Here is a 26,484-nt window from a genome sequence, read left to right as displayed (position 1 = left end):
ACTCTGAGGTGATGAGGAATGCCAGACGCTCCCAAGTTTTCCCTGCTGGATTTGCAGACACCAGATGTGAGTCAGTACGGCAGGCAGAACCTCGGTTTGCAGCGAGAAGCAACTCGTTCCACCGACTCTACTTATCGCAAGCAGCTTGCGGACTCGCTGTCACAAAAGCAGCAGCGGTCTGGCTCTGAAAAACCACAGCCAGATTCCCGTACCAATAACGAAGTGAAATCGGACCGGAGTCGTCCGGAGCCTCAAGCACCGCAGGCACGTTCTGCCAGTGACTCACCCACTCCGGCAGAGCGAGAGCAGCAGACGCCGCGTTCTCAGGAAAATCGTAATGATGCGGTTGAACCCGGTCAGAACGCTGTTGAGCAGTCAGCGCCAGTTCAGGATACAAAGCCTGTTGCAGAAGACAAGCCAGATACTGGTGAAGTCAATGAGAGTGTCGTCCCGGTAGAATCTGGAACGCCGGTCAAGGAAAAGTCGCCCCGTTATTCACTGTTTCAGGGAAGTGCTGCATCTGCAACCACCCTCGAGCAGGAAGTGACAACCGGAGATACGGAAATTCGTCCACCGGCCAATTTTCAGTTCTCAGAGAATCAGAACCTGGTCAAACTGCAAACCGATGTGACGGAAACCAGACCGGTGGAGTCCCTGCCGATTCCAGAAGGGTTGGCCGAGCTGCTCAAGACTCAGGAAGTCTCTACGAATCAGACTGAGACAACGTCCCTGAATGAGACTCCCGGTGATGTCGAGGGGGATCAGCAGCTCCAGGACGCGGGACAGTCAGAGGAAATCATTGATGCTGTTACCAATGATCAGCAAACTGCTGAGGAAGGGCAGTCAGTAGAGTCAGCGGAGCAGCTCAAAGGGGTTAAGCAGACCGAAGATCAGCAGGCTGCGATCCAAAAGTCCCAGGATGAGCACTCAAACTCAGACAACGTGAAAAGTGATGGCTCCCAGGCAGCGCAAGAGGCTGCCCAGCAGCAACGTTATCTCAAAGCACAGCAGCAGAATCCAAATGAAAACCATCTGCAGCAGGGACAGGATGCCGGTGAGGCGAATCCGGGTCAGCAGGTCGCTCAGACAGTGATTGATCAGGTTCAGGAGCAGACCGAGAAAGCCGGTCCTGACAAGACGGAGTCGACAGACGAAAAATCAGAAAAGAAGGTCGATGGGGACAAGGTGCTGCCAGAGCAGAGCGCACTGAACCAGACGAATCCGCATCCTGCAGCAGCCTCAGCAGCGACTGATGCCTTACAGAAGGCCCTGACTGAGGCAACCAAACCTGGTCCGCTCGCGCAGGAACAGCATGCCGGCAATCAGAACGGTCACGATCAGACACAGACTCCTGCTACAGGGCTGGGACAGACGACGAACGTTGCCGCAGAGAATCAGGCAGCCGCTCCGACCGGTCCAGTGGTTGATGCGAAGCAGGTTGAGCAGTTGATGGATCGAATCGCGAGTGCCGTGCGGCAGTCTCAATCGACGGGGCAACAGCTCAAAATCCGGTTGAGTCCACCCGAACTGGGAGCACTGCAGATCGAGGTCTCCCTGAAGAACGGTGAGTATTCCGCCAAACTGGAAGTTCAGAACAGGCATGCCCAGAAAGTCATTAACGATAACCTGGCTCAGCTGAAAGAAGCCCTGGTCAAGACGGGCGTCTCGCTGGATCGGATCGATGTGCAGATCAATACCCACTCCAGCGAGGATCAACGCTCGTCCCAGTCTGATTCGCAGCAACAGTCTGGGGCCGACTTTAATTCCAACGACTTCTCAGATCAGTCGGGGGATGCAGAGCAGGGTCACGATGAGCGTGCGTTTGCTGACGAAACCATACAGCGTGAGGATGTCGAACAGGAAGAACAGAACCGACCCCATGTGACCCGATCGCAGGGAGTCGCTACCGAGAACGTCGAAGAAATCGACGTTCAGATCTAATGGTGCCCCCCCTTGTTAACGGAATTTAAGGAGTTGCCAGGATGGCAGTCGATGCAGTGAGCGGAAGCAGTGGAGCCAGCAGTTCCACAAACGTGAAGGTGGTTGATGCCGATGAAGTCGGTTTTAATGGTTTGACCGCCGATAATTTCATGAAGTTGCTGATTACCGAGTTGCAGAACCAGGATCCGACAAATCCGATGGGGAATGAAGAGCTTCTGGGGCAGATTTCCAGCATGCGGGAACTTCAGTCGAATATCGAGTTGTCAGATACGCTGAAAGAAATAACCTCCGGCCAGTCGCTGACTCAGGCCGCCGGTCTGATCGGTAAGCAGGTAGAAGGGCAGGACAGTTCCGATAACTCGGTGTCCGGTGTAGTGGAACGTGCTTTCGTACGCGATAGCAAAGCCTACGTTGCCATTGGTAATTCCGAAGTGCCGGTGTCCTCGATCACCTCGGTACAGGAACCTGCAAGTGAATGATATTTCAGAGGTTACAGAATCAGCTTCATTTGAAGCTTACCTGAACTGACCGAAATTTAAGAAAAATGGGAAGATGATCAGGATCAGTTTAGACGATACACAGAATACTGCTGTAGTACGGTTCTGACTGATGCTGCGCAAAAACGAACCTAAGGATTGGGTATTAACCTGGTTGATTCAACCGAGGAGTTGTCATGGGATTGACGTCTGCATTAAATACATCATTGGGTGGTCTGAGCCTGAATGAAACCAGCATCGATGTGTTGGGTAACAATATCGCCAACGCTGGCACTAATGGTTTTAAAGCCTCTAATGTGCTGTTCACGACGCAGCTTGCTCGAACCTTAAGTGTGGGTTCACGTCCTTCCTCCTCAAATGGCGGTACGAACCCCCGACAGATCGGTCTGGGGGCCTTGAGTGCTTCGATTCGTAAAGACTTCACTCAGGGTAGTGTGACCAATAGTACGAGCCCCTCCGACCTCGCGATTCAGGGAGATGGTTTCTTTATTCTGGACAGCCCCGATGGTCAGGTTTACTCCCGGAATGGTAACTTCGAATTGAACAGCTCGAGTCTGTTGACCAACCAGAGCGGTTATCTGGTTCAGGGGTATGGCGTCGATGAAGACTTCAACCTGGTTAAGACTACTCTGACTGATATTAAAGTTCCTCTCGGGGACTTGAACGTGGCCCAGGCGACCAAGAATGTTGAGATTGGTGGTGCATTACTGCCGACCGGGGAAATTGGAACCCAAGGCTCGATCTTGACAACAGGGAACTTGACCGATGCCGGAAACGCGAACGCAGCCATTACTGGTGCGACACTGCTGACCGACATTGAAGAAACGATTGGTACACCGCTGTTTACCCTGGGAGAAACACTGTCATTTACTCCCAGCAAAGGGGGACGAACTCTGGAACCATTGACCATGCAGGTGACGGGAACCACGACTGCCGCTGATTTTGCCAGCTTTATGGACCGAACTCTGGGGATTCAGAATGGGGGTGGCATTCCCAACGATGCGACCACAGGCGCTCAACCAGGAGTGACGGTAACTGCCGGTGGTGCTTTTCAGATCGTGGGGAATTCCGGGAGCGTGAATGATATCTCGGTAACCATTGGTAATATTACTTCTGATGGCTCAACTGTACCGATGACGTTCACGAAAAGTGAGTCTGCGAATGGTGAAAGTGCTATTACTGACTTCGTGATTTTTGACTCGCTGGGTGAACCGGTGACGATGAAGATGACCAGCGCGCTGGAATCACGATCATCCAACAATACTGTCTTCCGCTACTTCCTCGAGAGTGCAGATGACAATGATGGTGATATCGCGGTTTCCAATGGAACGATTACGTTCGACAGTAAAGGGAATGTGACTAACTTCACCCCTTCTACATTCGGGATCAGCCGGGTCAATACCGCTGCTGATGAAATGGATGTGTCCATAGACCTTTCAAACATCTCCGGTATTTCGTCTGCGTCGGCGGGGAGTACTCTGAAACTGGACCTGCAGGATGGTTCGGATCCGGGAACGCTGTCCAGTTTCGTGATTGACGAAACGGGGATTATTAACGGCGTGTTTGACAACGGTATTATCCGGACGCTGGGACAGGTGACACTGGCCCGGTTCTCTAACCCACAGGGTTTACTGGAAAGTGGTAACTCCACGTTCCAGGAAGGGGTCAGTTCCGGTCCTCCGTTCCTGGTGACACCTGGTAACTTTGGTGCCGGTACGATTCGTGCCGGTTCAATTGAACTTTCCAACACCGACGTCGGTCGAAACCTAGTTGACCTGATCGTGGCTTCCACGAACTATCGAGGGAACGCACGTGTGATCAGTTCCGTGCAGCAGCTGGTTGACGAACTGCTGGTGCTGGGACGTTAATCGGATGGTTAAGCAGGGTTCCGGCAGAGGGGCTGGTATGACCACCGCCCCCGGGAGACTGGTGGCATGATCAAATTGACCCGACTGAATGGTGAAGAGTTTGTTGTCAACGCGGAACTGATTCAGAGTATTGAGAGCAGACCCGACACGTTTATTACTTTGACTTCGGATGATCGCCTGATTGTGCGGGAAAGCGTGGAAGAAGTGGTGAAACGTGCGATCGCTTATTCGCGTGCGATTCGACTGGCGCCCGGGCTGTGAGACAGATTCTGAGTGATTGAGCAATTATAACTTGTGATGGTGAGGGGCCTGCTCTCCGGTTTGCTGCGAACCGGATTTGAGTGAGTCCACTGACATCAGGGACCTTGATAGAAATGGATAAGGCAACCGCCGGCGGACTCGTTTCAGGCATCATTTTGCTGCTGCTGGCGATCTTCATTGCGCCAGGGTCAAGCTTCAGTGCCTTTATCGATATTCCCTCAGCTGCGGTGGTGGTCGGTGGGGCGATCGCAGCCTGTTTCATTGCCTTTCCGGGGGCAGCGATGCTGCTGTTTCCGAAGGTACTGAAAAAAGTCTTCTTTCCCAAGCAGCCAGAACTGGCTCCCGTGATTTCTCAGATCGTTGAGTTTGCTGAAATCGCTCGTCGCGACGGTATCCTGGCTCTGGAAGCCAAAACGGAAGAAATCGAGGACCCTTTCATTCTGCTCGGCGTCCAGATGGCGGTGGACGGGACCGACGTGGATCTGATGGAACAGATTCTCCGTACAGAGATGGAAGCTGTGGCTGGCCGTCATAAAAACGGCAAATCACTGATGGATACTGTTGGTCGATACGCACCAGCATTCGGGATGATCGGAACCCTGATGGGACTGATCATCATGCTGGGGAACATGGATGACCCTGAAGCCATCGGCCCGGGTATGGCGGTGGCGTTGATCACGACCCTGTACGGGGCGCTGGTATCGAACCTGTTTTTCCTCCCTTTTGCCGACAAGCTGGCTTATTACAGTAAACAGGAATTCCAGGTACGGGAAGTCATCATTAAAGGGCTGATTGCAATTCAGGAAGGGGATAATCCCCGAGTGATTGAGCAGAAGCTGAATACTTTCCTGCCGGCAGACCAGCGTGTCAGCAAAGACGGTCAGGCTGCCTGATGTTCTCAATCGGTCGAAGGAAAGGAGGCGATTCAGATGGCGATGCCTGAAGAAGAGGGACCTCCTGGCGTTCCGGAATGGGTTGTCACCTATGGTGACATGATGTCGCTGCTGCTGACCTTCTTCATCATGCTGGTGTCCATGAGTGAGATCCGTAACGACGAAGGATCCGTGCGTGCCATGCTGGACTCACTGCGAGAGCGTTTCGGAACGCATCACGGTACAGCCGCCGTGCCGGGAAAATCGCTGGATCCTACCAGTAACCGCAGTAAGCCCGCCTCCAAAGGAACCAGCTCCGACGGGGGGACTAAAATGGGTAAAGCGGACTCATCGGGAGGTGGCGGTCCCTTCAATACGGTAGAACGAATTAATTCGGGAACCGAGGTGACTCTGGGGGGGGCTGCCTGTTTTGATCGGTTTTCTGCGGAGCTGACTCCTGCGCTGAAGAAAAAACTGGATGTGATTGCAGAGGTGCTGCTGCCCACTCCCAATCGGCTGATCGTACGGGGGCATGCCTCGCCAGAGCCTTTACCAAAGGGCTCAAAGTTCCTGGATTCCCAGGAACTCTCTTTCTATCGGGCCAAAAATGTGGCGGAGTACCTTAAGGACAAGGGAATTGCACCCGAACGACTGATTGTCAGTTCAGTGGGAGATGCTGAGCCACGGACCATCACACGCGACCCGCAAGAGCAATACTTGAATCGTCGGGTTGACGTATTTTTGATTGATGCGTATATAGACACTCCGCAGACAGGTAAGCGTTGAGTTCTACAATCAATTCTGCCTGATCGGCGTTCCGGAAATCGCTTTGTAATCAAATACAGAGCCTGATTGGTCTAATCAAAACCGCCGAAGTGGATGCAGAGGGGTACATGATGTGCCCCTGCGCCAACAGAGTGCGAGAGTTCAAGGAGGAGACTCGTGGCAACAGACACCGAAACAGAAGAGGCAGGTGTCGCAACAGAGGCAGTGGCATCCCCCGAAGAGAGTGCGGTCGCTTCCGGCCAGTCCAAGGCCAGGTTACTCAAGATTGGTGGCCTGTTGCTGCTGGTCATCATGCTGCAGGTCGGGATCTCCTACTGGCTGTTGACACCTGATAAACCGGCGGAAGTCGCGGAAGAATCTCTTTCCAGGGAAAGCGAAAATCTGCAGGTTACCACGGCTGAAGTGAACATTGAAAACTTCAGCGTGACGAACAATATTGCCGAACCCGGAGCAACTATCCACGTGACCTTCAACCTGGTGGCGCTGGTCGAGCAGGGCGCAGCCGGCGATTTTGAAAGCATGGTTAAAGAGACGAATAAAGCCCGTGTCAAGCAGGCTGTGATTGAAGTTGTCCGTAAGTCGAGCCTGGCAGATCTGAATGATCCCCAGTTGAGTACGATGAAACGGATGATGAAAGAGTCGATAAATAAAGTTCTCAAGAAGAGCTATGTTATTGAGACGGTCATCAGTGAATACCGCACAATGACGCAATAGTGCCTCCCCGGCAGAACAGGATACGATTGTGGCTGAAGATAATGACGATCTTCTGGATCCTTCCGAAATTGAGAAGCTCTTAAACTCGCAGGGACAGAATGCGCCTGCAGAACCTCCCTCTGGTGAAAGCGCCTCTGAAAGTGCAGGGGACGATCTGCTGGATCCCTCCGATATCGAGAAGCTGCTGCAGAATGCAGGTTCGAGCGAGGGAACGAAGCCATCGGGTTCCGGAAATGTCGTCAACAATGATGATATCGATGGACTGTTCAGCCAGCATGGTACGTCATCAGATCAGTCCGGTAGCCCGTTTTCCGCATCGCATGCAGACACCGAAGCGCTATTGAATCAGGCGGAAGCCAATCTGGCGGCGGCAATTTCTCCCAACCTGGGGCCCGGCCATGGTATCCCCGGAGATCTGGGAGGAACGAAGGCATTTGAGTTTCCGAATTTTGAATCGATGGCAGGCAGCCCGGAAGAGGCGATGGCTCTGTCATCTCTGCAGAATGTCGAACTGGATCTGTGCATCGAACTGGGACGCACGGAACTGCTGATCGAAGAGGTCCTGAAAATGAAAGAGGGAGTGGTTGTTCCTCTGGACAAGCTGGCAGGGGACCCGGTCGATATTCTGGTGAATGGCCGCATTATAGCCCGGGGTGAAGTCCTGGTGCTGAACGATAATTTTTGTGTCCGTGTTGCCGAGATTATTTCTCCCGAACTTTAAGAGTGATGCCGGGGAAGGGAGTTTCCCGGCTGAGTGAGCCCCAATCCCGTAAGAGGCGACGTAAAGGATTCCATGATTCGTCTTTGCATTCTTGCCGTACTGACGTTGCTCTGCCTGCTGATCTCAGCGGTGCGAAGCCAGGCAGCCGAACCTGCGTATCAGTCGCGGCCATCTGAATTTCGCCAGCCTCGTGAAATGTCCGGTAATCCCAATACGTATTCCCGGACGGCACAACGGGGAGTGACTCCGACTACCATTGGTCGGGAGAGTCTGAATCGGCCGCAGCCGGTTAATTCCGGAATCGCTCCCTCTCAGACGCGCAGTCTGCCTCAACAGAGAATGCCCTCAGAAGCAAAGTCAGCTGCGAATCCGATTACTCCCCTGGATCGACAGAAACAGGCGAACTCAACAGCGGAAGATCAGGCATCTCCGCGACGCGTGCCTTCCATCTGGGGGACATTCGGTGCGCTGGCACTGGTGATCGGTATTATCCTGATCGCTGCTAAAGTGATGAAAAAACATAATCTTTTGTCTGCGAAAACGCTGCCTCGCGAAGTGCTCGAGGTTCTGGGAAAACGGCCGCTGGATGCCCGCCAGACCATTCACTTTGTGAGATGCGGTAATCGGATCCTGATTCTGGGATCATCGCCCGCGGGTCTGGAGACCTTGAGCGAAGTGCTGGATCCGGTCGAAGTCGATCTGATTACGGGTATGTGTCGCGAGCAGGCAGACTCGTCTCGTGCAAATCAGTCGTTCCTGAACCTGTTTCAATCTACTCAGCAAAAAACGCCACCAGCGCGAACTGAGCGAAAGCCGGAACGTGTGCAACCTCCGGTACGTTCTGAAGCGGAGCCTGAAACAACTCAGGACGAATATCCCGAATTTGATTCTGCCATGTCCCGGTTGCAGCAGAAACTGTTACAGCCCTCCCGTCATTCCCTGAATGAAACCGGGGACCGCGATCATGTTTAAGCGGAGCGGGGGGGGGCAGCTCCGAAATCTGGGAGCCTGGTTGTGTCTGTGCTGGTTACTGACAGGAACAGACACTCTGCAGGCACAGACCACAGCCCAGAATCAGGCACTCTCTAACCAGGGAGTCGGCAGTCAGAGTCTGCAGAATTTCCCGGCGCAGGCTGATCCCAACGTGCAGCCTGCATCTGCTGAGAAATCAGGAGTTCCCGAGCTGCTGGACGTGGAACAGATGACGTCGCCGGAAGGTTTGAATTCGACCCTCAAGCTGTTTCTGTTACTGACCGTTTTGAGTCTGGCTCCCTCGATTCTGATCATGACGACCTGTTTTATCCGGTTCGTGATCGTATTCGGATTGTTACGTCAGGCACTGGGAACGCAGCAATTACCGCCGAACCAGGTGCTGACTTCCCTGAGTCTGTTTCTGACCTTCATGGTGATGGCTCCCATCTGGGAGAAAGCCTATGAGGAGGGAATCGTCCCCTATACGAACCAGACGCAACAGGCTCCTGTATCGCTGGAAGACGCATTTGAAAAGACGGTTGCTCCCCTGCGAAAGTTCATGAGCGATCAGATCGAACTCACGGGTAACAGTGATACGGTCTGGATGTTTCTCGACTACCAGCGACCGTTGCCCGGTTCTCCCGGCGCCGCGGAATATAAAGCACCCAGCGACTACGACGAAGTCCCATTGAGTGTGCTGCTGCCAGCCTACATGTTGAGCGAAGTCAAAACCGCGTTTCTGATCGGCTTCCAGCTGTATCTGCCTTTTATTGTGATCGACATGGTGATCAGTTCGATTCTGATCAGCATGGGGATGATGATGTTGCCCCCGGTGTTGATCTCGTTACCGTTTAAAATTCTGTTATTTGTCTTGATTGATGGCTGGTTGCTGACAGTAGGCATGCTGCTGGAGAGTATCAGGGCCGTAGGATAAATCCCGGCGCTCCCGTTGCGCCCGGAATTGCGTGAAAACACAGGTGTGAGTTTATGGATACGTCAACCGTTGTGGATCTGGGGCGAGAAGGACTGCTGATCATGCTGGAAGTCAGCGGCCCGGTCATGCTGACTGCAGTCGTGGTCGGTCTGGTGATCAGTATTGGCCAGGCGGTGACCCAGATTCAGGATCAGACCATCAGTTTCGTGCCTAAAATCATCATGATGGTGCTGGCGATTCTGTATACATTGCCCTGGATCACTGCCCTGATGATGGAGTATAGCACCAGTCTGATCACCAATATTCCGTCGCGGCTCTGAAGCCGACCTCGAAACCTGAAGTAGTAAAGAGAAGGCCGTGAGCGCACTGCTCGATCAATATCTGTTGAATCCCATTCTGCAGCTGGCGCCTGGTCAGATTCTGCAATGGGCGATGCTGCAGTTCTACGCCTTCACACTGGTACTGGTTCGAATCAGCGGCCTGATGATTATCGGCCCGGTCTTCGGCCAGCCGATTTTTCCAACAAATATCCGGGTACTGTTAATAGTGTGCCTGTCGATTCTGATCACGCCGACACTGCACGAACAGGTTACCGTTGGTTTCTATCAGCTGGACGCCAATCAGGATCACCGCCTCAGTCAGGATGAAGTCCCCGCGCATCTGCAGAAACGCTTTGAGGAGCTGCTCGTCAGCAGTGGTCGCCAGGGAGAACGGGAGCTGACAGTCAACGATTACCGCTTCGTCACGCATATGCCGGCGTCTCTGTTGGATTATGCCTGGTCGATTCTGGGCGAGTTGACGCTGGGGTTTGCCTTGGGGCTGGGAGTGTTTCTGATTCTGTTAAGTCTGCAGATGGCCGGTCAGATGATTGATCAGCAGGCGGGGATGGCGTTGGGGGAAGTCTTCAATCCCGGCTTCGACATGAACGCGTCGTTGAGTGGCCAGTACCTGTATTATGTGGGGATCGCGGTCTTTCTGCTGATGGAGCCGATCAATGGTCATCTGCTGATGCTTTCGGCGTTGATCGATACGTTCCAGATCTTTCCCGTCGGCGAGGGGATTGTCTCAACCAATACGCTGGATCTGTTGCAGTCCCTGATGCATCAGTCGCTGGTGCTTTCGATAAAAGTCGCCGCGCCCCTGCTGGCGATCAGTGCCCTGATTTCGCTGGCGATGGGATACCTGGGACATACGGTTCCCCAGATCAATGTGCTGGTGATCGGCTTTCCGATTCGTGCGATTGTCAGTCTGGTCGTCCTGATCTTCACCCTGTCTGGAGCCGCTGACATTGTGGTCGAATCGATCCCCAGTGCCATCGATCAGATCAGCCGCAGTACCGTGATGTAGTTCGAATTGAGATTCATTCAGCATGGCAGAGAATGATACCGGAGAAAAAACAGAAGACCCGACGGATCGCCGGCGCAATGAGGCCCGCGAGAAGGGGAACATTGCGAAAAGTACCGACCTGAATGCGGCGGGGATGATGCTGGCGACCGCGGGTGTGCTCTACTTCTTTGCGGTCAGTCTGAGCCACGACATGAAGAATCTGATGGAAGCGACGCTGACCAGCCCGGTCTGGCTGCGCGTCGATACCGCGGTCATCATGGAACGCGTGCAGGCGATCATTAAACAGTTTCTGCAGGGATCTGCTTTGACGATGCTGATTCTGTTTATTGCTGCCGTCATCCTGAATATCGTGCAGGTCGGATTCATGATGACCCCGGATGTCCTGCAGATCAAATGGGAACGTTTGAACCCGATTGAAGGGGCCAAGCGGATTGTTTCGATTCGCGGACTGGTCAAGCTGGGAGTCAGCCTGGGAAAAATTACACTGCTGGTGCTGATCGCGGTCTGGTTCAGCTACCTGGTGTTCCCGAATTTTCTCGCGTTGATGGGGGCACCTCCCGAGACCATCATGCGCGACATTTTTAATTCCTCGATCGAGCTGGGCATCCTGCTGGCACTGGCGCTGATTATCCTGGGAGGTCTGGATTTTGCCTTTCAGAAATGGAAGCATGAAAAAGACCTGATGATGAGCAAGCAGGAAGTCCGCGAAGAGATGAAGTCGATGGACGGGGATCCGCTGATCCGCCAGAGACGCCGCGAAGCACATCGCAAACTGGCTCTCTCGCAGGAACTCTCCCAGGTCGCGACTTCCGATGTCGTGATCACCAACCCGACCCATATTTCGATTGCCATCAAGTACGATCCGGAGAAAATGCCGGCACCGGTTGTTGTGGCCAAAGGGGCAGGGGAGATCGCTTTGCAGATCCGGAAGATCGCCAATGAACATGGGATTCCGATCATCGAACGGAAGCCGCTGGCGCGACAGATGTATCGCGATGTGAAAGCCGGCGAGGAAATTCCTTTCGAGCTGTACGAGGTCTTTGTCGAGATCATGGCCTACGTTTATAATCTGACCGGAAAAACGATGCCGGACGCCCGCTGATCAGCGGCAGCAAGCTGATTTCCAGACAAAGATATGCAGAGAGTGGCAAGCTGAATTCTGTCGGGAAATCAGGACAATTATGCGGGTTTTCAGTAAAAACTTAGAATTCGCAAAGTGTGCACTGGTGTTTGATTTGCATTCTCACCAAGATATGGAATAGTAAAGTATCTTTGCACCGTAGTGGCTTGTTTTGAGGGGGTTCAATGCGTTGGGAACATCCGGTTCAGTTCGCATCGCAGAGTGATGTTGGCTTTCGACGACGGAATAATGAAGACTCCATTTCCGTCCGGATCTGTAAAGATCAGGAAAGCTGGCGGGACCATGGGCATTTCTTTCTGGTCGCCGATGGAATGGGGGGGCATGCTGTTGGCGAACTGGCCAGCAAGATTGCCTCTGAAACCGTTCCGCATACCTTCTTCAAAAACAAGCCGGGCCCTGTTGCCAAATCTCTGAAAACCGCCGTCGAAATTGCCAATCAGGCAATTCATGAACGGGGGATGGCCAACCGCGAATTCATGCGGATGGGAACGACCTGCAGCACGCTCTGCCTCTGTCCCGAAGGGGCCGTGATCGGTCATGTCGGCGACAGCCGGGTCTATCGCGTCCGCGAGAATCGGATCGATCAGCTGACCTTCGATCACAGTCTGCAGTGGGAGCTGATTCGCCAGGGACGTATGAAGCCGGAAGAGGTTTACCTGAATGAGCCACGCAATGTGATTACGCGTTCTCTGGGACCGGAGCCGGTGGTCAAAGTCGATATCGAAGGACCCTACCCGGTGCTGGAAGGGGATCGCTATATTCTTTGCAGTGACGGGCTGACCAGTCATCTCAAGGATGATGAGATTGGGATGATCTCCAAGTATCTTGATCCGAGTGATGCCTGTCGGCTGATGGTGAATCTGGCGAACCTCCGTGGCGGTTCCGATAATATCTCGGTGATCATTGTGCGGGTGGGCGATTTGCCTGATGGGAATCTTCCACAGCAGCAGGAGCCTGATGCTGAACCAGAGCTTGAACTGGAGAAAGACTATCGGGAATGGTTGTGGCTGGCGGGCGTCTGGGGGGCTTCGCTGATGGTGGCGACCGGCATCGTGATGTGGCTGCTGACCCAGTTTGACAAAGGGGAGTTTCTGGCTTTTGGAGGCATGTCACTTCTGGTGATGCTGCTTGTCAGAAAAGTATTCGCCCAACGGGAATTCGGTAAAAATAAAGACTACCTGGATAATAAAACCGTTGAGTGGCGGCCTTATCGATCAGAGCGACTGAAGTTCAATACTGATTTTCTGCAGTACCTGACCACCATGGAATCGGAGTTACAGCGGGCCGCGATGGAAGAAGAGTGGACGATCGAGTGGTCGAATCATAATAAAATTTATTATGAGGCTAAGGAAGAACTCGAGCAGAAGAAGTACCTCAAAGCCTTTCGCGATTTTTCACGGGCCATCGATATTCTGATGACCGGTCTGCATTCCTATCGGAAAGAAATGGTGCATCAGGCACGCTGGAAGAAAAATCCCCCCACGTCTCAGCAGGGTGAGTAAACGTCAGTCGGTATGGATGCCCCGTCTGTCCTTTTTGTACACCTGCAGGATATTGCCGATTTAACATTGGACTTCTGCAGTGAATCCGGTATGATCTGGCACTTATTTCAGAGGCTCTGAAGGACTTGTGACACGGAGGTCAGTGTGTTCTTTACACAAACAATCAGGCGGAAACTGGGGGTCGGACTGGGGATTATCTTCTTCATGCTGATCCTGCTGGCCTATGGTGCCGTTTCCGGTCTGCTTTCCTATCAAAATACGGTGGCAGACTTTAAATACTCGCTGGACAACCTGCCCGATCGCGATCGACTGATCGTATCCGTCGTCTCCCTGAATGAACCGCTGCAGAAGATCCGTCATTCCCGTCCCGCTGCCAGTGCCCATTATCAGCAGAAATTTAAAGAACAGCTGCAGGATGTGAAAGATAACGAAATTCCAGGCTTTCTGCAGAAGGTCGATCGCCTGCCGGATCCTTCCCTGTCGACGTGGCGCGGATTTGTTAACTCCCAGTTCAGTCAACACAGTGCTGTTATGAAACGCCTGGACCACCTCTCCCTGATGTCGGAGCAGCTGGAAGATCCCAAGCAGAGGCTGAAGGTTGCTGAGCAGATGATCCTGGAAGTGGCCCATCTGGAAAGCCTGATTCTGGAAGTCAAAGAAGTCCCTTCCAGCATGAAATCGGTGATTGAGCGGGCATCGCGGGTCTATCGTTCCCGCTATAACCTGGTCTGGGTCACATGTCTGATCGTGTTTATTACCTTTGGCTGTCTGATCTGGTATGGCTACAAAACCGTCCTGGCTCCCATCCAGGAACTGCACTCCGGAGCTCGCATTGTGGCCCAGGGTCATTTTGACCATCATTTCGAAATCAAATCACGAGATGAAATGGCCGAACTGGCCGAAGCCTTTAATAAAATGACGCAGCGATTCAAGGAAAAACGGGATGAATTGAATCACAAAGTGGATGAGCGCAGCAGGCAACTGGTGCGGTCTGAGCGACTGGCGGGAATCGGTGTGCTGGCTGCCGGGGTGGCCCACGAGATCAATAATCCGCTCTCTGCGATTTCCATGGCTTCCGAATCCCTGCAGGGCCGGATGGGAGATTTGAAGCCACACTGCCCGGAGGATGATCTGGATGTTGTAGAGCAGTATCTGGGGCTGATTCAACGCGAAGCAATGCGCTGTCGGGACATTACCTCCAAACTGCTCGACTTCTCCCGCGGTCAGAATTCGGTTCGCAGCGAAAATGATCTGGTGGCCGTCATTGAAGAGGTCTGTTCGATGGTCAGCCTGATCAAACGTCTCAAAGGACGGAATATCCAGTTTTCCCCGCCGGGAGCCTGTTGGGCCGAGTTCAATCCAGCCGAGATCAAACAGGTTGTGCTCAATATCATGACCAATGCCCTGGAATCCATGGAGATAGGGGGCAGTCTGGAGATCCAGGTTCGTGAGCATGTCGATTCTGTGACGCTCATTTTCAAAGACGACGGCTGTGGTATGTCGCCGGAAGTCATGGATAGTCTGTTCGATCCCTTCTTTACTCAGCGGACCGATGGAACTGGCACCGGACTGGGCATGTCGATCACGCATCGGATCGTGAAGGACCACGGTGGTGAGATCGAAGTCGAAAGCGCAGGGCCGGGAAGAGGGAGTACATTTTTTGTGGAGCTTCCTAAAAAAGCCAAGCTGCAAAACAAGGCTGCATAAAGATTTAGAAAGCCTGCTGGAGAACCGTTTTTCTCTGATTCTCCGATTGCCACGATTTTCAAAATCTGATATTACACGTCTCTCCCCACTAATGATTCACACAAAGTTAACGATACAGGAGAAAATGGATGTTCTCTGTACAGCAGATTGCTCTCGATAATTCCTATCCCGATCTGATGCAACTCGTGCAGAGAAAGGTCGTGGCTGATCTTCCGGTTCCGGAGAGGTCAGTGTGAACGTTGATCCTCGAAAAGCAGTCGGGGCCTCCTTTCAGGAACAACTGCTTTTCAGAGCCTTTCCCCGATTCCTTCCAGAATACCATTCGGTTAAGAAATTTGTTAAATGGCTTTCTCTTTGACAGGATGTCAAAGCAGGAAGAAGGAGCACAAGTTGAGTAATTCGGTTAATAAATTACGGGTCTTGTTTGTCGATGATGAAGCAGCCATTCGCGAGGTGATGCGCATCGAACTGCCCCGGATGGGACATGATGTTACCATCTGCGAGGACGGTCAGTCGGCATTGACGGCACTGGATAAAATCACATTTGACGCAGCGATTGTCGACTTGCGGATGCCTGGCTTAAGTGGCTGGGATGTGATTGATCATATCAATAAAGTCTCTCCTGAAACCGAAGTGATTATCAGCACCGGTCACGGGAGTATTGACGAAGCGATCCAGGCGATCCGCCGCGGCGCGTATGACTTCCTGCCTAAGCCCTGTAAGCTGATTGATATTGCGACCGTTCTGCAGAAAGTGGCTGACAAACGCTCGCTGCAGAACAAGAACTTCGCACTCGAGTCACGGTTGAAAAGTGTGGAAGGCCCGTGTCAGATCGTGGGCGAAACTCCACCGATGCTGCGAGTGAAAAAGCTGATCGAGAAGATTGCACCGACCGACTCGACCGCGTTGATTCTGGGTGAAACCGGGACCGGTAAAGAACTGGTGGCACGTCGTGTTCACGATTTGAGTGCCCGTGCCTCAATGCCGTTTGTGCCTGTGAACTGTGGTGCCCTGCCCGAAAACCTGGTAGAGAGCGAACTGTTCGGTCATCGTAAAGGTGCATTCACCGGTGCAGATACTCCCCGTAAAGGGTTGATTGAAATTGCAAACGGCGGAACCCTGTTCCTGGACGAACTGGGTGAGCTTGATAAAACCATGCAGGTCAAATTGCTGCGGTTTCTGGAGTCCGGCGAAGTCCGTCGTGTGGGTGACAGCGAGACCTTCCACGTTGATGTGCGAATCGTCTGTGCAACCAACCGGGATCTGCAGGAAATGGTCGGTGAGGGAACCTTCCGTGAAGACCTCTATTTCCGGGTGAATACGTTCGAGATCAATCTGCCTGCGTTGCGGGAGCGGAAAGGTGATATCCCGGAAATTTCCCGGGTACTGCTCAAGCGGCATCTGAAAAAAGATTCCATTCCCCAGGATATTCTGGCTCCTGAGACCGTCGAAATTCTTCAGGAATACGACTGGAAAGGGAACGTGCGGGAACTGGCAAATGCGTTGGAGCATGCCGTGATTCTGTGGGATGGCGTGCAGATCCAGCCTGCGGATCTGCCTTCCAATCTGACACGAAATTCTTCCGTTCCGATGTCGGGTTCTACCAGTGTGAACTGGACCGAAGGGATGGAAGGTAAGACATTACGTGATATCGAGATGGAAGTGATTTATCACGTTCTGGATAAGCACGATGGAGACAAACCCAAGTGTGCTGCCGAGTTGGGAATTGCCTTAAAGACACTGTATAACAAGCTGAATCAGTACCAGACCCGCGCTGCCGGCTGAAGTGCAGGGATCGCTGGCTGTTTGTGATACAGTGAAAAAAAAATGCTCTGGTGAATTACCAGAGCATTTTTATTTGAGCTTTGCCAGCCTGTGACTCAATGAGCCAGGGGCTGAATTCGCAGCTTAGTATTTACGGATGACGCCGGTAACGACTCCCAGGATGTCCACATTTTTGGAGTAAATGGGCTGCATGCTGGAGTTAGCAGGTTCGAGACGGATCCGGTCGCCTTCTGAGTAGTAGCGTTTCAGAGTCGCTTCCTGACCATCGACCAGAGCAACCACAATGTCACCTTCTTTGCAGGTGTTCTGTTTGTGGACGATGACGTAATCTCCGTCAGCGATCTGATCTTCGATCATGGAGACCCCTTTGACTTTCAGGCAGAACTGATCATCTGGGTCGAACAGTGGTCCGAAGTCGATGTGCTCATCATCCTGTACGGCGAGTACGGGACTGCCGGCAGCGATTTGACCAGCCAGAGGCAGACGAGTCCGCTTCTGGGAGTGGTCACAGAGCTGAATCGCACGAGACATGTGAGACTCGCGGGTGATCAACCCTTTTTTCTCAAGGGCTTTGAGGTGACACATCACACCATTGGGAGAGCGGATGCCAAAGTTGGCTCCGATTTCACGCACGGTGGGGCCGTAGCCACGATTGATAATTTTGTCTTTCAGGAAATCGTAGATCTCCTGCTGTCGTTGGGTAAGGTTTGCTTTGGTGCCTGCCATAACAAAGTACCTCGTTTCTGAATTCTAAGGTGAACTAATCATTGATTCCTGAGACGGCCAGGAATTCTCATTGTTGCCTCAGGCCACACCGGACCTGAGTTAAGAAAAAAGCCGCATACGGATTCAGGAAAATAACAGAAGAGGGTGTTATTGTGAAAAACTAAAAAGTCCTGAATTTTGTATGTGCCCTTATTCTAGTATACTAGCGTGTACAGGACAAGTATGGGGCCCTAAAAACAATCGCGTTTCAACAGCCCCTCAACGGGTTTTGTGGAGAAAGTCAAAAAAACTATTTATAAGTGGCTAAATAACAACGCTTTATAATTTGTCTAATTAAAACGGGCTGACTGATGTTTTTCTGAATATTTGATAAAATGTTCATAGATCAGGCCGGCAGATTCAAAAACAGGCTCTGAAAACTCAAGAAACCCTGTTAACGAGCGAATCGGAACCAGAGAGAGATAGGTAGATACACGGATAACAACCAGTAGTTGTTTGATAGTTGTCTATCTCTGAAAGTCTGACCAATATCAGGTTGCCACTAATTAGTTGTATACTGAGCATGTTTTCCTACCCGTGAAAATCAAAATTTTCTGGTAAATTTATGTAAATTTTAGATTAGGTGAAGAAAAGTAAGTGCAGGGAAGGTCTTACTGAGTGCAGGCATTCAATTCATGATCTGTCGCCAGACAGGCTCAGCTGAGTTCTGGCGTTAAAGAGAAAGGGGATCGCCCCGTTGTCTACTAACCACTCAAAAAGGTGCGGATTCACCCTGATTGAAATTCTGGTGACAATCACCATTATCGGTCTGCTGATTGCACTGTTGATCCCCGCGGTTCTGGCCGTGCGTGAAGCTGCACGTAAAATGCAGTGCTCCAATAATCTGCATCAGCTGGGGATTGCCGTTCAGTCTTATCATGAAGCGCACTCGGTACTCCCGTTTGGGGTTGGCCTCGACTATGACGGCCCTGTCTCTTCACTGGGGACTCTCGAAGACCGTCGCTATTCCGCGCATGCCATGCTGCTGCCTTACCTGGATCAGTCAGTGGTTTATAACCAGCTCAATTTCAATGTGGCCCCATTCGATCCGTTTGTGAATGCGGCCAACGACGATCAGCAGGAACTGGCCCGTCGATTTGATGAGGTCATTAACGGCCCCGCTGCTGCGGCCCGACTGGAAGTCTTTCTCTGTCCCAGTGATCTGGATCGTCTGCAGAGTCGCTGGGGGCCCAATAATTATCGCACGTGCAACGGAAGTTCCTGGTCCGGGCGGGACGGGAATGGCATGTTCGGACAGATCAGCAGTGTGAAACTGGACGATGTCAAAGACGGGCTCACCAACACGGCGATGTTCAGCGAACATGTTAAAGGAAGCTGGGATGATACGCTCATCGATCCACTTTCCGACCTGTATAATCTGCAGGGAGTCTGGACCGAGAGCCAGTTCAGTGATGCCTGCGGCCGCCTGACTCCGCAGACCGCGGGGGCTTATCAGTACGATGTGGAGTCGGGACAGACCTGGCTGGCGGGGAATATGAACTGGACCCGCTATAACCATGTACGGACCCCCAATCGTACGAACTGCAAAAATGGTTTTACCTGGGACGGAGTGATCCTGAATGCGACCAGTTGGCACACAGGAGGGGTCAATGTATTGATGGGAGATGGGAGCGTGCGTTTCGTCAATGAAAATATCAATGATGAACTCTGGCGTGCCCTGGGAACCCGAGCCGGAGGCGAAGCGACCTCAGGGGCAGGCATATGAAGTGTTCTTTCACTGCTGTGTTGATCCTGATTCTGGGAGGCGTTCCTGCGCCGGTGCTGGCGCAATCCGAGACGCGCGAAGCCTATTTCAGCTTTCGTGGGGAAGAGTTCGATAATAAGCTGCTCGTTCCCCTTGGCAGGGGGACAGTGCGATTGTTTCAGCCCCGTCCCGAAGGTTTGCTGTTCCGACTTCCTGCAGGACATAAGCTTCCCGCGCTGGGGATCAGCCCCCGTTTCCAGATTGAGGGGGATTTTGAAATCACTGCTGCTTACGAAGTGCCCGTCTGGAAGGATCCGAAAGCCGGCTATGGGATGGGACCGAGTCTCTACCTGAAACTGAATGACGAGGCTGGGTCAGCAGTCGCGCTGGGACGTCTGCTGCGTCCGGAAAAGAAGCATGTCTTCAGTACCATGCTCTCAAGTACGGTGGATGAGAAACGCAACTATGATGTGAAACTGTATGACACCAGCGTCAATTCCGGGAAATTAAAACTGGTTCGGACTGGGGGATTCTTGAAGTTCCTGGTCACGGAGGATTCCTCGAATGAGTTTCGTGAGTTGCGGCAGGTGGAACTGGGAACCGCCGACGTGGAGTTGCTGCGTCTGGGAGCTCAGCAGAGTGATCCGGAAACGCCGGTCCAGGTGCTCTGGAAAGATTTGAGTATCAAAGCCACCGGGTTTCCGAACCATCCCGATTCCCTCGCGAAGGGGAAACAGCTGCATGTCCCCAGCTATCATCCGGCACCTCAACCCGAATCCTTTTCCTTATATTGGAGCCTGGCAGCAGGGATTGGCCTGGTCGTGGTGATCGGCGGCGTGGTCTGGGTGCGAAAGCGCGGTTGAGCCTCTCCGGGACGAGAGTGATCACTGTCGTTAAAAAGTCTGCTCAGGCTGGCATGGCCTGCTGTTTTCCGGTTAGACTGGATGTATTCCTTACCTGCTGAGGGTTCAGCAAGACGACTCTGATACGTTAATCCATCCAGGAAAGCGGGGCGATGATGTTGCAGAAAGACGATCAGTTCTCAATCGAGCGCAGAGAAGCATTACAGAATATCGGCTGGGCTTTATTGTCAGCAGGATTGCTGCAGGCGGGGTCCCCGGCGGGAAGTGTGTTTGCGGCAGAGCAGGGCCCCGGTTTCAAAGACAGTCGGCTGGGAGAACTGAAAGATCTGAATGGTTATTTCCCCTTCACCCCGAGTGAATCTCCTGAAGCCTGGGAGGAGCGTGCTGAATATGTGCGGCGGCAGATTAAAGTCGCAGCCGGCGTCTGGCCTGAGCCTGAAAACACAAAGATTAACGCCACCGTACATGGCAAAGTGGATCGGGATGAATATACAGTCGAGAAGGTCTTTTTCGAAAGCTCCCCCGGTCTGTATGTGACGGGGAATCTGTATCGCCCCAAAGGCAAGCAGGGACCGCTGCCGATGGTGCTCTCGCCGCATGGTCATTTTCAGAACGGCCGGTTTTACGACAGTGGTGAAACACGGGTCAAAGCGGATATCGAAGCAGGAGCGGAGAAATACGAAGTTGGCGGTCGATATCCACTGCAGGCCCGCTGTGTGGAACTGGCACGTATGGGGTGCATGGTTTTCCATTATGACATGCTGGGCTACGCGGATGGGTTCTGCCTGAGCTACGATCTGATTCATCGTTTTGCGAAGCAGCGTCCGGAGATGTCGAGCGCTAAAAACTGGGGACTGTTCAGCGCGCAATCGGAACTGCGGCTGATCAGCGCACTGGGGCTGCAGACACTGAACTCCATCAAGGCCCTGGACTGGGTCTGTTCGTTGCCCGAAGTGGATCAATCCCGGATTGGAATTACCGGTGCCAGTGGCGGGGGGACGCAGACATTCATCCTGGCTGCGATCGATGACCGTATCAAGGCGGCTTTTCCGGCGGTGATGGTTTCGACTGCGATGCAGGGGGGCTGTACCTGCGAGAACGCGACCTATCTGCGGATCGAAACGGGGAATGTAGAGTTCGCCGCACTGGTGGCGCCACGGCCGCTGGGGATGACGGCAGCGAATGACTGGACCAAAGAAATTGAAACCAAGGGGCTGCCCGAACTAAAGCAGCATTTCAAAATGATGGGAGCACCGGAGGATGTTGAGGGGAAATATTATTCCTTCCCTCACAATTACAACTATGTCAGCCGGGCAATGATGTACGAGTTTTTCAACAAGCACTTCAAGCTGGGGCTGGAGTCACCGATTGTCGAGGCTGACTTTAAACCGCTGACGAAAGAGGAAATGACCGTCTGGAGTAAGGAGTATCCAGCGCCGCCGGGGGATGAGCAGTCTGAAGTTAAAATTCTACATACGCTGGCACGCAACAACGCCCGCCAGATCGAAGCACTGACACCCCACGATCAGACATCGCTGGCGGAATATCGTCGCGTGGTGGGTGGAGCGATTGAGGTGATGATTGGGCGTACGCTGCCTGCGGCTGAAGATCTGGAAACCGAAACCATTTCTGAAGATCAGCTGACAGGTTATAAGCAGTACCACACACTGATTAAGAATCAACGATTCGGTGAAGTGACGCCGGCGCTGTTCTGTCTGCCCGACCAATGGAATCGGAAAGTAGTACTCTGGCTGACCGATGCTGGAAAGTCCGGTTTACTCAAAGCAGATGGAAAACTGGTCGATCCTGTGCAGAAGCTGGTCGATGCAGGGACTGCTGTCGCCGGGATTGATGTTTTGTACCAGGGCGAATTCAATCAGATTCAACCTGCCCCTAACGAGATGCCTGTCGTCAAGAATCCACGGGAATTTGCCGGCTATACGCTGGGCTATAATCATCCAGTCTTTGCCAGACAGGTGCACGATATTCTGAATGCCCTGGCGTATTGTAAGCATCACGAGAGTCAGCCGCAGTCGATCGCTGTGGCAGGCTTTGGGTTTTCCGGAGTGAGAGCGGCTGCTGCCTGTGCGCATTCACCGGAACTGGTCAAACAACTGGCCGTGGATCCCGGTGGCTTCCGCTTTGCAGAGATTACGAACATTCGTGATCTGCGTCTCTGGCCTGGTGCCGAGAAATATGGTGATGTGCCGGGCCTGCTCTCGCTTTGTGAACCCGCCGCACTCTGGCTGGCCAGCAGCTCGGCCGCTGTCCCGAAACTGGTACAGTCTACTTATAATTCAGCAGGCTTGTTGAATAAGGTGGAACTCTTTCAGGGAAAAGCGAACTCCCAGAACGCGGCGGTCGACTGGCTGCTGAAAGGCTGAGTTACCATAGATTGATTTCGCTTTCCCGCAAGAAAGCAGGTGCATTTTCCATCAGTGGCTGTATACTGATGGATACAGTGTCTGTACGCTTTGGTCGCCGGAGTTTCGGCAGGAAATGAGCAGGGGAGAGTTCGATGCACTCAAATACATTCCGGGAGTTACGACGTTTCTTCGGTCTGGTTCTGTTCCTGACCGCAGGTTTGCCTGCGTTGTTGTCTGCTGCCGATCCGGTCGCTTTAAAGTATCAATGGAAGCAGGGGCAGGAACTGGCTTATCGGATTGAGATTGAAGTGGATCTGGAAGATTCCACAGAAGTGCTCAGCGGAATTGAGCAATATCGTGTGACAGAAGCGACAGACGACAGCCTGATGATCCGCTGCAATGGTAGCCTGAACTCGACGCGTAAAATCAAACGCGACAAGGGACGACGGTTGATCATCCCGCCTGCGCCGCGGATGCCTCATTCGAATCCCTTTGCGGGACTGACTGGCAGCATGGCCGGCGTGATGAATCCTCATGAGATCGTCATGAACCGGTTTGGGGAAATCGAGACGGTTAAAGGGTCATCACTGCTGCCGTATCTGATCGGGCATTTGTCTCAGATCAATCTGATCCCGCTTTCTCCCGCTGGTAAAGCGGAATGGTCTGAGCAGGACAAAGCGAAGATTTCCGTAATCTCATCGGACCGGATGATACTTCCATTCCGTGGGCCGAATGTTGAGAAAACGCTGGAAGCCAAAAAGTCGACCGAATATGTGATCGAGGGTGAGCAGGGGAATCTTGTGACGATCAAGGTTCAGCACAGCTATCGCACGATTGCAATGGTCGAAGACGGACCTGAGGTGGAACTGACGGGCTCGGGACAGATTCAGTTTGACAAACAGCAGGGCGCGGTCAAAGAGCTCAAATTAAATTATAAAATGGTGCGACGCAGCGAGTCGTCGACCCATCGGATCCCGATTACGATCACATCGCATCAGCTGACCGCGGAAGAGCTGGCACAACAGCAGGCTGCGCAGGCCGAGTTGCGCAAGAAGCATGAAGCTGAAATGCAAAAGCGGGAAGCGGCAGCGAAATTTGAGGTCCCGAAAAACCTGGATGCAGAGCTGACAGGGATTTTGCAGGATCTGTCGACGACGAATCTGCTGCAGCGTAAAGCGGCTCTGAAAAAACTGAGTCAGGCGAAACCGACGAAGAAAAATCCGGAAGTGGCCCGGATCCTGATTGGACTCCTGGAGAGTAAAGATATCACCATTGTTAAGGATGCATCTGAAGCTCTGGTGGTCTGGTCAACAAAAGAGAATGTACCCGCCATGATTAAACTGTTGCCAGAAGTTAATATTCTGGGACAGGAAAACGTAATGCAGGCCATTTTGCAACTTCAGACTGATGAGGGGACCGAGGCGGTTGCCGGGCTGTTGTGTGATCGGTCCAGAGCTCATCAGGCGGGGAATCAGCTGATTAAGTACGGCAGCGATGCAGAGGATGCGGTACTGGAACAGCTTGCCCCTGAAGATTTTCTGACAACGGTGAACGTGATGCGTGTGTTGAAAGAGATTGGCACAGAAAAGAGTCTCAAGAAAATCGACGAAGTAATACGCACCACGGAGAATAAAAGTTTCCGTTTTCAGGCTGCCTCGACGGTCAGGGCCATCGAGGCGCGCGTCAAGTAGTTAGTGACATTACGGCTGTGCGAATTCACCCGGTGCACGGAACTGGGATTCTTCCGGATCAGCGGTTTTTTCTTGAGCAGGAACTTCATTCGAAATCCGAATGATAACTGGTGCTTCTTCCTCGATTTCATCGAGTGATCGGAAGGGGTTGATTTCCAGGGGTGCCTCTTCCAAGTGTGGTTCAGGCTTTGCTTCCACCTTGGGCTGAGGGATAGTCCGGGTCACAACGGGCTTGGATTGAACCGATACCGTTCGGGTAGCGGTTTTAACCGGTGCCGGATTCTCAGGGATTTTCCGGAAGGGTTGAACCTTAACCGGCGCTGCCGATTCCATTTCCTTTTTCAGTGAGACCTGGCTGATCAGCTTTGTTTTTTCAGAAGCTGGTTTGCTTTGTGTCAGTGTTTCACGTTTTTCAGTGCGGGTTTCTGCAGAAGCTTTCAGGCTGACCAGTTGTGTGGGTTTATCCAGTGACCGGGTCTTCTGCGGTGCAGCTGCTTTCGCACTGTCCTGGGGCTGTTTTTCAGCGGACGCTGCTGCCAGTTGTGCTTCCGCTTCTGCAGTCTTGTGGGCGAGCATGCGATCTTTGAGCAATGCCAGTTCAGCTGCTCCCTGTCCAGCGGAAGTCAGATCCGGGTCTGCCGAGAGGGCGAGGTCATATTCCTTGAGAGCCAGTTCCCCTTCGCCGCGCTGAGTATGAATGTAGGCGACGTTGGCATGCGCCTCTGCTTCCGACATGATGTTGCGGAACATGGTATAGCTCTCTTTGAAGCGTCCCTGGTGCCCGACGACCAGCGCGAGGTTATTCATGATCCGCGGGTTTTTAGCATCGTTCTGTAAAGCAGCGGCGAGTGCTTTTTCAGCGGCTTCGTACTGGCCCCGCTGATAGAGGGCATAGCCGAAGTCGTTCAGCACTTCTGAGTTGTTCGGGTCAAGCTGTTTGGCCTGAGTGAAATAACGGGTGGCTGCAACGGTATCGCCCAGGTGCGAACAGACAATCCCCAGGCGATGGCAGGCCTTCACGCTGTGCGGGTTCTTTTTCAGGTAAGATTCATATTTCTCCCTGGCGCCGATCCACTCTTTCTGTCTCTCCATTGAGCGAGCGGCAGCGAGAGCGTTCTCGTCTTTTTCTTTCCCACCGGGAAGCACAGACTTCACTTTGGAAACCTGTGTATTCAACTGCGTGCATCCCTGGAAAGTGAGCGTGCAGAGGATCAAAGTTGAACAAAACAATCCATTGCTGTTCATAATTGTGTCCTGGCGTTTTTTCAGACTGAATTCGGTTTCGATTGAAACCGTGGTGAGCGCGCCGGATTGAAACAGACGCTCTCAGGAAAACGATACTGGTACGATTTGATTAAACCGTTATAAAAAGTGGACGGATCCCCCGAAGAATCCGTCCACTGTAGTTGAGGTCGCTCAGCAGGAAACTTCCGGCTTAGAAGAAGCCGATTCCACCACCGCCGCCACCGAAGCCGGAGCCAAAGCCACCGAAGCCACCATATCCGCCTCCGTTACCATTGTTACGGAAACCGTTATTGTAGGCACGATATGCTTCAAACCCTTCAAAGCCTGGTGTGAAGGCCGGAGCAACAACCACCCGTTCGTCAGCATCCTGCACGTTCATCGCCTGCAGCATTTTGACGATGACGTTGCGACGATGCATGTCCAGATCGTCGTTGCCATGAATCGGGTACTTGTATTCAGATTTTTCCGCGACAGACATGGAGCTGGGCTCGATCACCACGGGGAACGGGGTGGAAGCCATGCGGACCGCAATCTGTTTGATGTGGTCTTCGCCTGCAGCATTCAACTTGGCAGTGGAACCAACGAATTCGCTTTCAACGATTACGAAGTCGGAGGCTTCACCATTTTCTTCCTGCTTCTGCCAGATATCATCACTGATGGTTCCCAGCGGGGCTACAGAATCGTGAGGGATCTGAGCCTGGTAACCTTTGTGGTGGCAACCGCTGACCAGCAGTGCTGCTAAAGCAATAGCAGGCAAACTTGCAATTTTGGGTTGTATTGACATCGTTAAATCCCTTGTTT

23 protein-coding genes are annotated in these 26,484 nt (G+C 52.7%); 20 read left to right on the top strand and 3 right to left on the bottom strand.

Features of this window, described 5'->3' with window-relative positions; all coding sequences use genetic code 11:
* Nucleotides 1-18: 18 nt before the first annotated feature.
* The 16 genes from F1728_RS03770 to F1728_RS03695 all read left to right on the top strand — a co-directional run bounded on the left by F1728_RS03770 (nucleotide 19) and on the right by F1728_RS03695 (nucleotide 17,048).
* Nucleotides 19-1,941 (top strand): flagellar hook-length control protein FliK, encoded by a 1,923-nt coding sequence (locus F1728_RS03770; RefSeq protein WP_155362963.1) that lies wholly within the window; start codon nucleotides 19-21, stop codon nucleotides 1,939-1,941.
* Between the two features lie 41 nt (nucleotides 1,942-1,982).
* On the top strand, nucleotides 1,983-2,420 hold the full coding sequence (locus F1728_RS03765; protein WP_155362962.1) for a flagellar hook capping FlgD N-terminal domain-containing protein: 438 nt from the start codon (nucleotides 1,983-1,985) through the stop codon (nucleotides 2,418-2,420).
* A 194-nt stretch (nucleotides 2,421-2,614) separates the two neighbouring features.
* Nucleotides 2,615-4,306 carry a flagellar hook-basal body complex protein gene (locus F1728_RS03760; RefSeq protein ID WP_155362961.1) on the top strand — a complete coding sequence of 564 codons (1,692 nt, stop codon included), beginning with the start codon at nucleotides 2,615-2,617 and terminating at the stop codon, nucleotides 4,304-4,306.
* Between the two features lie 66 nt (nucleotides 4,307-4,372).
* On the top strand, nucleotides 4,373-4,567 hold the full coding sequence (locus F1728_RS03755; RefSeq protein ID WP_145039414.1) for a flagellar FlbD family protein: 195 nt from the start codon (nucleotides 4,373-4,375) through the stop codon (nucleotides 4,565-4,567).
* A 113-nt stretch (nucleotides 4,568-4,680) separates the two neighbouring features.
* Nucleotides 4,681-5,460, top strand: coding sequence for a motility protein A (locus F1728_RS03750; RefSeq protein ID WP_145440625.1), 780 nt, complete (start codon nucleotides 4,681-4,683; stop codon nucleotides 5,458-5,460).
* 36 nt (nucleotides 5,461-5,496) lie between these two features.
* A complete protein-coding gene (locus tag F1728_RS03745; RefSeq protein ID WP_155362960.1) occupies nucleotides 5,497-6,225 on the top strand; it encodes an OmpA/MotB family protein in 729 nt (242 codons plus the stop codon).
* 156 nt (nucleotides 6,226-6,381) lie between these two features.
* Nucleotides 6,382-6,939: a hypothetical protein gene (locus F1728_RS03740; RefSeq protein ID WP_155362959.1), complete on the top strand. Its 558-nt coding sequence runs from the start codon at nucleotides 6,382-6,384 to the stop codon at nucleotides 6,937-6,939.
* Between the two features lie 28 nt (nucleotides 6,940-6,967).
* Nucleotides 6,968-7,660, top strand: coding sequence for a flagellar motor switch protein FliN (fliN, locus tag F1728_RS03735; RefSeq protein ID WP_228030497.1), 693 nt, complete (start codon nucleotides 6,968-6,970; stop codon nucleotides 7,658-7,660).
* Between the two features lie 72 nt (nucleotides 7,661-7,732).
* A complete protein-coding gene (locus F1728_RS03730; RefSeq protein ID WP_155362958.1) occupies nucleotides 7,733-8,632 on the top strand; it encodes a FliO/MopB family protein in 900 nt (299 codons plus the stop codon).
* On the top strand, nucleotides 8,625-9,566 hold the full coding sequence (gene fliP / locus F1728_RS03725; RefSeq protein WP_228030496.1) for a flagellar type III secretion system pore protein FliP: 942 nt from the start codon (nucleotides 8,625-8,627) through the stop codon (nucleotides 9,564-9,566). The genes F1728_RS03730 and fliP overlap by 8 nt, the downstream gene beginning before the upstream one ends.
* A gap of 53 nt (nucleotides 9,567-9,619) precedes the next feature.
* On the top strand, nucleotides 9,620-9,886 hold the full coding sequence (fliQ, locus tag F1728_RS03720) for a flagellar biosynthesis protein FliQ (RefSeq protein WP_145039433.1): 267 nt from the start codon (nucleotides 9,620-9,622) through the stop codon (nucleotides 9,884-9,886).
* Nucleotides 9,887-9,923: 37 nt separating this feature from the next.
* A complete protein-coding gene (locus F1728_RS03715) occupies nucleotides 9,924-10,913 on the top strand; it encodes a flagellar biosynthetic protein FliR (protein WP_149345532.1) in 990 nt (329 codons plus the stop codon).
* A 22-nt stretch (nucleotides 10,914-10,935) separates the two neighbouring features.
* Complete coding sequence (gene flhB, locus F1728_RS03710; protein ID WP_155362956.1) at nucleotides 10,936-12,015, top strand: flagellar biosynthesis protein FlhB; 1,080 nt, start codon at nucleotides 10,936-10,938, stop codon at nucleotides 12,013-12,015.
* A 203-nt stretch (nucleotides 12,016-12,218) separates the two neighbouring features.
* The gene (locus F1728_RS03705) at nucleotides 12,219-13,556 is read left to right on the top strand and encodes a PP2C family protein-serine/threonine phosphatase (RefSeq protein WP_155362955.1); all 1,338 of its coding nucleotides are present in this window, start codon (nucleotides 12,219-12,221) and stop codon (nucleotides 13,554-13,556) included.
* A 144-nt stretch (nucleotides 13,557-13,700) separates the two neighbouring features.
* Nucleotides 13,701-15,263 (top strand): sensor histidine kinase, encoded by a 1,563-nt coding sequence (locus F1728_RS03700; RefSeq protein ID WP_155362954.1) that lies wholly within the window; start codon nucleotides 13,701-13,703, stop codon nucleotides 15,261-15,263.
* A gap of 390 nt (nucleotides 15,264-15,653) precedes the next feature.
* Nucleotides 15,654-17,048: a sigma-54-dependent transcriptional regulator gene (locus tag F1728_RS03695; RefSeq protein WP_145183171.1), complete on the top strand. Its 1,395-nt coding sequence runs from the start codon at nucleotides 15,654-15,656 to the stop codon at nucleotides 17,046-17,048.
* Between the two features lie 123 nt (nucleotides 17,049-17,171).
* On the opposite strand, the gene lexA is transcribed toward F1728_RS03695, so the two are convergent.
* The gene (gene lexA, locus F1728_RS03690) at nucleotides 17,172-17,774 is read right to left on the bottom strand and encodes a transcriptional repressor LexA (RefSeq protein ID WP_145039453.1); all 603 of its coding nucleotides are present in this window, start codon (nucleotides 17,772-17,774) and stop codon (nucleotides 17,172-17,174) included.
* 736 nt (nucleotides 17,775-18,510) lie between these two features.
* Between lexA and F1728_RS03685 the strand changes: the two genes are divergently transcribed.
* From F1728_RS03685 to F1728_RS03670, 4 genes are all read left to right on the top strand, one after another.
* Nucleotides 18,511-19,539 carry a DUF1559 domain-containing protein gene (locus F1728_RS03685; protein WP_228030495.1) on the top strand — a complete coding sequence of 343 codons (1,029 nt, stop codon included), beginning with the start codon at nucleotides 18,511-18,513 and terminating at the stop codon, nucleotides 19,537-19,539.
* Nucleotides 19,536-20,381 carry a DUF1583 domain-containing protein gene (locus F1728_RS03680; RefSeq protein ID WP_155362952.1) on the top strand — a complete coding sequence of 282 codons (846 nt, stop codon included), beginning with the start codon at nucleotides 19,536-19,538 and terminating at the stop codon, nucleotides 20,379-20,381. Before F1728_RS03685 ends, F1728_RS03680 begins: the two co-directional genes overlap by 4 nt.
* A 152-nt stretch (nucleotides 20,382-20,533) precedes the next feature.
* Nucleotides 20,534-22,765: an alpha/beta hydrolase family protein gene (locus F1728_RS03675; protein ID WP_155362951.1), complete on the top strand. Its 2,232-nt coding sequence runs from the start codon at nucleotides 20,534-20,536 to the stop codon at nucleotides 22,763-22,765.
* A 134-nt stretch (nucleotides 22,766-22,899) separates the two neighbouring features.
* Nucleotides 22,900-24,438, top strand: coding sequence for a HEAT repeat domain-containing protein (locus F1728_RS03670; protein WP_155362950.1), 1,539 nt, complete (start codon nucleotides 22,900-22,902; stop codon nucleotides 24,436-24,438).
* A 9-nt stretch (nucleotides 24,439-24,447) separates the two neighbouring features.
* On the opposite strand, the gene F1728_RS03665 is transcribed toward F1728_RS03670, so the two are convergent.
* The gene (locus tag F1728_RS03665) at nucleotides 24,448-25,614 is read right to left on the bottom strand and encodes a tetratricopeptide repeat protein (RefSeq protein ID WP_194242669.1); all 1,167 of its coding nucleotides are present in this window, start codon (nucleotides 25,612-25,614) and stop codon (nucleotides 24,448-24,450) included.
* A gap of 259 nt (nucleotides 25,615-25,873) precedes the next feature.
* Nucleotides 25,874-26,467 (bottom strand): hypothetical protein, encoded by a 594-nt coding sequence (locus F1728_RS31185; RefSeq protein WP_194242668.1) that lies wholly within the window; start codon nucleotides 26,465-26,467, stop codon nucleotides 25,874-25,876.
* Nucleotides 26,468-26,484: the final 17 nt, after the last annotated feature.

Source organism: Gimesia benthica (genome assembly GCF_009720525.1).
Classification (GTDB): domain Bacteria; phylum Planctomycetota; class Planctomycetia; order Planctomycetales; family Planctomycetaceae; genus Gimesia; species Gimesia benthica.
The sequence above is the reverse complement of the archived record's forward strand: the minus strand, read 5'-3'. Positions and strand labels throughout refer to the sequence as shown.